Below are 3514 nucleotides of genomic sequence, written 5' to 3' on the forward strand. Positions count from 1 at the left end.
TCAACCAGTTCCTGAACAACACCTCGACGACCTTCGCCGGGCATCAGGAAGAACTGGCCGCCTCGCTGACCGGCCTGACCACCGTCACCAACCAGTTGCGCGCCAACTCCGGTGCGATGGTCGAGATCGTCGACGTGGTGCCGCTGCTCATGCAGAACATCGACGGCGCGATCAACAAGGAAAAGGGCTTCGTCCGCCTGCAGGCGCTGATCGGCACCGCCCTCTCGGGCGAGATCGTCAGCGCGTTCTGTGAGCGGATCCAGATGCGGCCCGATGGGTGCCGCACCACCGGCAACGTCCAGGACTTCGGCCCCGATTACGGGCTCACCGCCGCACTGCTCGGACTGACGAAATGAACCGACGAATGACGATGAAGGCCCGCCGCGCGCTGCTCTCCGCGGCCGCACTGGCCACGGTCACGATCACGACCGGCTGTGGCTTCACCGTGGAGGACCTGCCGCTGCCCAAACCGGGCACCGGCGGCGAGACCTACACTCTGCACGCGAAGTTCGAGAACGCGCTGAACCTGCCCGATCAGGCCAAGGTGAAGGTCGGTGGTTCCGATGTCGGCGTCGTGTCGGCGATCACGACCAAGAACTTCGAAGCCGTGGTCGACATGGAGATCAACACCGATTTCAAGCTGCCGAAGGGCAGTACGGCGGAGTTGCGCCAGGCCACTCCCCTCGGTGACGTCTTCATCGCGCTGAGCAGCCCGAAGAACGCGGCGGGCGCGCCCGATATGGCCGCGGGAGACACGTTCACCCTGGAAGCCACCTCGGCCGGCGCCACGGTGGAAGAGCTGCTGGTCTCGGTGTCGATGCTGTTCAACGGCGGCGGTGTCGCCAGCCTGAGCCGGCTCGGCACCGAACTCGGCTCGATTCTCAACGGGCACGGCACCGAACTCGGCCATCTGATCTACGAGATGACCGGTGTCATCGGCGAACTGAACGCCAACAGCACCAAGGTCGACTCGGTGCTGACGGAGTTCAACACCCTCGCCAACACCATCGAGGCCAACAAGGGTCAGCTCGGCCAGGTGGCCGACACACTGCCCCAGGCCATCGGCGCGATCGCCGAGAACAACCGGGCGATCGGCGACCTGCTCAGCAAGCTCGCCACGGCCACCGCCGCCATCGGCGACTACTCCAACACCACCGGTGACCAGCTGTCCGAGCTGCTCACCAATCTCGACAACCTGATGAACGCGCTGGCCGCGACCGGCAGCGACTTCGGGTATGTGATGGATCAGTTGCACGCGATCCGACCCGGCGCCAACCAGACGTTCAAGGGCAAGAGCCTGGCGCCGTACGCGACGCTGACCAACCTCGATGTGGGCCTGCTGACCGACCCGGCGAACAGCAAGCTCTGGGACTTGAAAGATGTGAACGATTTCGTCGGCAGCTTCATCCAGGTGCTGCAGATCGTTCAGGGCCGAGTGGGAGGCCACCGATGAGCAGGCTGAAGAAGTTCGCGAGCAGCAAGATCTTGCTGGCGAACAGCGCGCTCGTAGTCGTGCTGTTGCTCGGTGGGACGTACCTGCTGGTGAACGTGATGCGGGTCAATCCGCTGCGGTCCGAGTACGACGTCACCGTCAACCTGGATCGCTCCGGTGGTCTGCAGCCGGGCAACGACGTGACCATGCGCGGGTTCCGGATCGGCAAGGTCACCTCGATCGAGCTGATCAACGACGGCGAGGCGATCGCCGCCAAGGCCCAGATCGACAAGGATTTCAAGATCCCGGTCGACACCATGATCCAGGTGGCGGCGCTGTCGGCGGCGGGCGAGCAGTACATCGACTTCCGTCCGAAGAGCGATGTCGGCCCGTTCCTCAGTGACGGCGCGGTGATCAAGTACAGCCCGGAGCAGATCCAGACGCCGGTTCCGGTGTGGGCTGTGCTCGACGACACCAGCGCGCTGATCGCCCAGGTGAATCCGAAGCAGTTCGACGTGATCCTCGACGAGCTCGACATCGCGCTCGGTGCCGGTCCCGATCAGCTGCGCGGCCTGATCAACGGCGTCAGCCTGGTGGTCGCGGGTCTGGACAACCTGCTTCCGCAGACGGTGAACCTCATCGCCAACCTGCGGGTGATCGCCGAGACCACCTCGCACGCCCAGCCCGATCTGCAGACGCTCACCCAGAATTCGGGTGCGCTGCTCACGCAGTTCAACAACGCCAACGCCGAGCTGCAGAGCGTGCTCGACAACGCGCCTGCGCAGTTCGAAACGCTCGGCGCGGTGCTCGACGCGACCGCCGATCCGATCAGTTCGCTGGCGGCCAACTTCGTGGCGATCACCAAGGCCGCGCAGCTGCGTACGCCCGCGCTGCGGCTGCTGTTCCCGTCGCTCGCACTGGGGCTCGGGTCGATCAGCGCTCCGGCGCACGACGGCGAATTCCACACCATCATCGACATCTGGCCGCGCCCGACGTGTAACTACGACACCGCGTACCGGCGCAACGAAGAGGTACAGGACGGCAGCATTCCGAAGTGGAACTACTGCACCAACCCGACCTCTGACCTGCAGATCCGTGGTTCGGCCAACGCTCCGCGGCCGAACGTGCCCAACAACGGCGCGCAGATGCCGCCCGGTGTCGACCCGAACGAGCGGACACCCATTCCCGCCAAGTGAGATGGTGCCCGGCCAGGCTGTTCACAGCTTGACCGGGCATACTCGCGGGGAAGAACGTGTGGCCCGGCTCACGGACCACGATCGGAAATCGGTGCGATATGTGCGCCGGGAAAGAGCAGGATTGATTCGATGACCAGCGACGATGCCCAGAGTAAGTCCGATGCTGCCGCAGCAGACAAGCCCGATCTGGCGAAGGCCGACGACACTGTGAAGGGTGCGGCGGCGACTCCCGAGGTCGATCAGCCGACTGTGCAGGCACAGACCGTGACCGAGGCGCCGGCTCCGGCCGCTGCCCCGAGCGCGGCATCGAGCTCGAAGGGCTGGATCGCCGCAGGTGTGGCCGGTGTGGTCGCGGTCGGCGCGATCACCGCGGGCGTGGTGTTCTTCCTGCAGAACAGCAACAAGGCCGAGAAGCTCGACGCGATCGCCGAGTCCACCAAGGCCGCCTGTGATTACGGCGCCATCCTGGCCAACTACGACTACTCCAAGGATCTCGACGGCTACATCGCGTCGATGAAGGCGGGCGCCACCGGCGACTACCTCAAGGAGTTCAGCGACGCCAGCGATGCGCTCAAGGGCGCCATGGTGCAGGCCCAGGTCAAGTCGACCGGTGAAGACGTGCAGTGCGCTTACATCTCGGGCAGCACCGACGATGTCAAGGCCATGGTCACCATGACCCAGTACCGCACCAACTTCACCCAGACCCAGCCCGACCGGATGATGTTCGCGATCGAGATGAGCCTCGAGCGCTCGGGCGACAAGTGGCTGGTCAGCAAGCTGGACTCGCCGTTGCTCAAGAACGGCGGCGGCGAGGCCGCCGGTGGTACGGCGCCCGGTCAGGCCGTTCCGTCTCCGGCTCCCGCGCCTGTCCCGACACCTGGGAACC

At 65.2% G+C, this 3514-nt stretch carries 3 protein-coding genes and 1 pseudogene; all 4 read left to right on the forward strand.

Annotated features, from left to right (window positions below; translation table 11 throughout):
- A pseudogene (locus tag ACFWF3_RS28715) lies at positions 1-356 on the forward strand (mammalian cell entry protein); the annotation flags it as partial.
- An 8-nt stretch (positions 357-364) separates the two neighbouring features.
- Complete coding sequence (locus ACFWF3_RS28720; RefSeq protein WP_379316635.1) at positions 365-1453, forward strand: MCE family protein; 1089 nt, start codon at positions 365-367, stop codon at positions 1451-1453.
- Entirely contained in the window at positions 1450-2628 is a 1179-nt protein-coding gene (locus tag ACFWF3_RS28725) for an MlaD family protein (RefSeq protein WP_379316637.1), read from the forward strand. Before ACFWF3_RS28720 ends, ACFWF3_RS28725 begins: the two co-directional genes overlap by 4 nt.
- A gap of 129 nt (positions 2629-2757) precedes the next feature.
- Positions 2758-3514: hypothetical protein (locus ACFWF3_RS28730; protein WP_379316639.1), on the forward strand; the 757-nt coding region annotated here is incomplete at its 3' end.

Source organism: Nocardia sp. NPDC060220 (genome assembly GCF_042727815.1).
Classification (GTDB): domain Bacteria; phylum Actinomycetota; class Actinomycetes; order Mycobacteriales; family Mycobacteriaceae; genus Nocardia.